This window comes from Paenibacillus sp. 598K, from assembly GCF_003851045.1.
GTDB lineage: Bacteria > Bacillota > Bacilli > Paenibacillales > Paenibacillaceae > Paenibacillus_D.
Map to the genome: position 1 here is coordinate 36,235 of NZ_BFBX01000074.1, position 3,991 is coordinate 40,225.

Annotated in this window: 2 protein-coding genes and 1 pseudogene; all 3 read left to right on the top strand. The window is 62.7% G+C overall.

Annotation, left to right across the window (positions count from 1 at the left end; translation table 11 throughout):
• The coding region (locus PA598K_RS21380) for a collagen-like protein (protein WP_446674100.1) at positions 1 to 1,572 on the top strand (1,572 nt) is incomplete at its 5' end.
• 24 nt (positions 1,573 to 1,596) lie between these two features.
• Entirely contained in the window at positions 1,597 to 3,687 is a 2,091-nt protein-coding gene (locus PA598K_RS38815; protein WP_221414164.1) for a collagen-like protein, read from the top strand.
• A 47-nt stretch (positions 3,688 to 3,734) separates the two neighbouring features.
• Positions 3,735 to 3,991, top strand: a pseudogene (locus tag PA598K_RS21390) (collagen-like protein); the annotation flags it as partial.

The following is a 3,991-nucleotide window of genomic DNA, read 5'->3' on the forward strand; positions in this document are numbered from 1 at the left end:
GTTTGGACGCTCTACGTGTCGCGGGTCGGCGACTATGTGCAACAGCTCTACATCTCCAATCCGTCTCTCTATTATCGCAGTAGTACAAATGGCGGCGCGACCTACCCTGGCGGCTGGATCCCGATTGCCCCGCAAGGCGCAACAGGCGCGACCGGGATCGGTCCGACTGGCGCGACGGGACCTGCCGGAGCCACAGGACCCACTGGCAACACGGGCGTCACAGGCGCGACGGGACCGAGCGGACTGATCGGGCCAACAGGAGCCACGGGTTCCGACGGTCCGCGCGGCGTCACGGGCGCGACGAGCCTGACTGAAGGTGCGACAGGAGCAACTGGGGCGACAGGAGCAGCCGGTCCGACGGGTAATACAGGCGCGACTGGCGCTACAGGAGTGACGGGGGCGACTGGCGCTACAGGGCCTACAGGACCGGCAGGCGCCACGGGGGCGACTGGTGTGACGGGCGTCACGGGCGCTACAGGGCCCACCGGTGTGACCGGAGCGACGGGGACGACTGGAGCGACGGGCAGCACGGGCGCTACTGGAGCGACCGGGGCGACAGGCGTGACTGGGGTTATTGGCGCCACAGGCGCCACAGGTGCGACCGGCGTCACAGGAGCGACAGGCGCTACTGGCGCTACTGGAGCAACCGGGGTTACTGGCGTCACAGGCAGCACAGGTGCGACAGGCGCGATAGGCAGCACTGGCGCGACCGGGGTTACGGGCAGTACGGGTGCGACCGGCGCGACGGGTGTCGCAGGTCCAACAGGCGCCACAGGCAGCACAGGGGCTACAGGCAACACCGGCACTACCGGGGCGACCGGCGCGACCGGGACTACAGGCGCGACAGGAGCCGCAGGTGCGACGGGCAGCACAGGCGCGACCGGCGTCACGGGCATAGACGGGGCGACAGGTGTGACCGGGGCGACCGGCGCCACAGGTGTCACAGGCGCTACAGGGGCGAGCGTCACGGGTATGACTGGAGCGACGGGCGTGACCGGGGCGACGGGTGCGACAGGCGCGACGGGCATGACAGGCAGCACCGGCGTGACTGGAGCGACTGGAGCGACAGGTATGACCGGCGCGACAGGAGCCACAGGATCGACGGGTATCACGGGTCCGACCGGCCCGACAGGTACCGGCGTCTTCCCTTCGTATCGACAAGTGTATTATGTTCCGACGGGAGCGACACCGCCTGCAACTGTTGGAGCAACCGGGGATATTCCCTTTAATCTGAGTGTTGTCGGAACGGACGATATCGAGTTCACTGACACGACAGTAACGGTGCGTACCCCAGGGCTGTATCAGATCGAGTTCCAGGTGACCACTGCAAATAACAGCGGAGCGCTCAAGCTCTCCGAGTGGGTACTGGTAGTCAATGACATCCCCACTACTAATGGCGAATTCCATGAGTCCCTGCTTAATGGTACAGCCTGGATGGTCAGCGGGAAACAAGTGCTCAATCTCCCGGCAGACGCTGTGCTTCGCTTGCAAAACGCCTCAGGACTCGTAACTGGGATACCAGTCACTCCTAACGAAGTGGTAGCTTATCTGACGCTGATAAGAATTGGTTGATCTTACTCTAAAGGAGGCAATCTCTTGTCCTATCCAAATATACCGAATATAAGTCCGACCATCTCGCTCTCGCGCGAGGATGCGGTCAATCTGCTCATGTCCTCGATCGCCATGGAGGAGCTGGGACTCGCCCACGTCATCAATGCCGAGGGCGAAAAAATCCAGTTTGCGCTTGGTACGCTGCCAGGCGTCAGCGGCCCTCCGGCCACGCTCGAGCAAGTGCTCCAGATGAACCAGAGCGTGCAATCGATGCTGGAGACCGTCCTGCGTCAGGAGATCATGCTCGACTCCAAGCTCAAAACCACCTCACTGGTCCCAACCGTGATCGGTCCGACCGGCATCACCGGCGCTACGGGGGCACCTGGCGCTGTTGACAGCGTCAATGGACTGACCGGCGCTGTCGAATTGGGAGTGATCCAGGGGGTCTTCCCCGCTTCGGTCGATGAAGACTCCGGCGGCCTGTTGTCACGGTTTACCGAGCCGGGGGTATATAGCTCCGGCGATGTCGATGGCGATGTGCCACTGGACAGTCCGCCCGTAACCCATCCGACCGTCTGGACGATCTACGTCTCTCGCGTAGACAACTTTGTGCAGCAGCTCTATATCTCCAATCCCTCCATCTACTACCGCAGCAGCCAGACTGGCGGAGCGCCATTCGGAGACTGGCTCCCGGTAGGCACCGTCGGCGCCACGGGAGTGACCGGGATGGCACTTACCGGAGAGACGGGGTCTATCGGCATCACAGGTGCGAGCGGAGCGAGCGGACCACAAGGCGCCACTGGATCGACGGGACCTGTCGGCGTCACCGGCGTGACCGGCAGCACCGGACTGACTGGAGCCACCGGCGTCACGGGTGCGACGGGTCCGACCGGGCAGACGGGACTGACCGGAGCGACTGGCGCGACAGGAGCGATCGGCTATACAGGCGCGAGCGGGCTGACGGGCGCGACGGGCGTTAGCGGCGCGACAGGAAATACCGGCTCAACAGGGATTAATGGCGCGACGGGCAGCACGGGAGCAACAGGCGCTACTGGCGCGACAGGCGCCACTGGTCTGACTGGGGCGATGGGTGTAACGGGCGCGACAGGCCCGACCGGCGTGACGGGAGCGACGGGAGCGACAGGTATGACAGGCGCCACCGGTACGACAGGGATTACAGGTAGCACGGGTACGACGGGCGTGACCGGCGTCACCGGAGCGACGGGCAGCACTGGCGTGACGGGCCCGACCGGGATTACAGGCGCCACTGGCCCGACAGGAATCACGGGTGCAACGGGCATGACAGGCGTCACTGGCGTCACCGGAGCCACCGGCATCACCGGCGTCACCGGCGTGACAGGAGCCACTGGGCTAACCGGCGCCACTGGTGCGACAGGCGCGACCGGCCTGACCGGGGCCACCGGGGCCACCGGCAGCACTGGCGCTACAGGTAACACCGGTATGACAGGACTGTCGCCGGCAGGCCCGACAGGCGCGACTGGCGTCACAGGTATGACCGGCGCGACTGGCGCGACTGGCGTGACAGGACCTACCGGCCTAACCGGCGCGACCGGCCCGACCGGGGGGACGGGCGCGACTGGCGCGACCGGGGCGACAGGCGCTACAGGAGTCACGGGCGTCACGGGTGTTACGGGGGCGAATGGCGCGACAGGTATGACCGGCGCGACGGGCATGACTGGAGGAGAAACGCCAGTCTCTTTCCGTTACGCTTACAATACGAATGGAAACTTCGGAGTTAATATCGGCACCCATTTACCTTTCACAGATGGAGCCCTTGGAACGAATGATATTACATTTACTGCCCCAGATACCATTACAGTTCTAAACCCGGGCGTTTACCGGATTACTTTCCAGGTAACAGTTGCCGCGGGTTCAGGCGCAAGAAGTTGGGCTATTGTTATCGGAATTACTCCGGAGGAAACCTTCTATGCGTATACTCCGACGACCAATTCCAACACTCAAATTAACGGTGATGTGCTAAAAGAGTTTACTGGCACTTCGACGACAATTCGTATTCGTAACGTTTCTGGTGGCAACCAAACAATCTCCGGCGCCAATCCAGGCGAGACCAATGCCTTCTTGCTGGTAACGAGAATTGGTGACATCACCCCTTAAAGAGAAGGCTGAAACGTTAAGAACGAGCTAACAAAGGAGGCAATCCCTTGTCCAATCCGAATCTACCGAATATAACGCCAACCATCGCATTGTCGCGAGACGATGTGATCAGCCTGATCCTCTCTTCGATCGCGATGGAGGAACTGGGTCTGGCGCATATCATCAACGCCGAAGGCGAGAAGATCCAGTTCGCGCTCGGCACGCTGGCCGGCGTCAGCGGCCCGGCTGCCTCGCTCGATCAGGTCCTGCAGATGAATCAGAGCGTCCAGTCGATGATGGACACGATCTTCCGTCAGGAGATCAT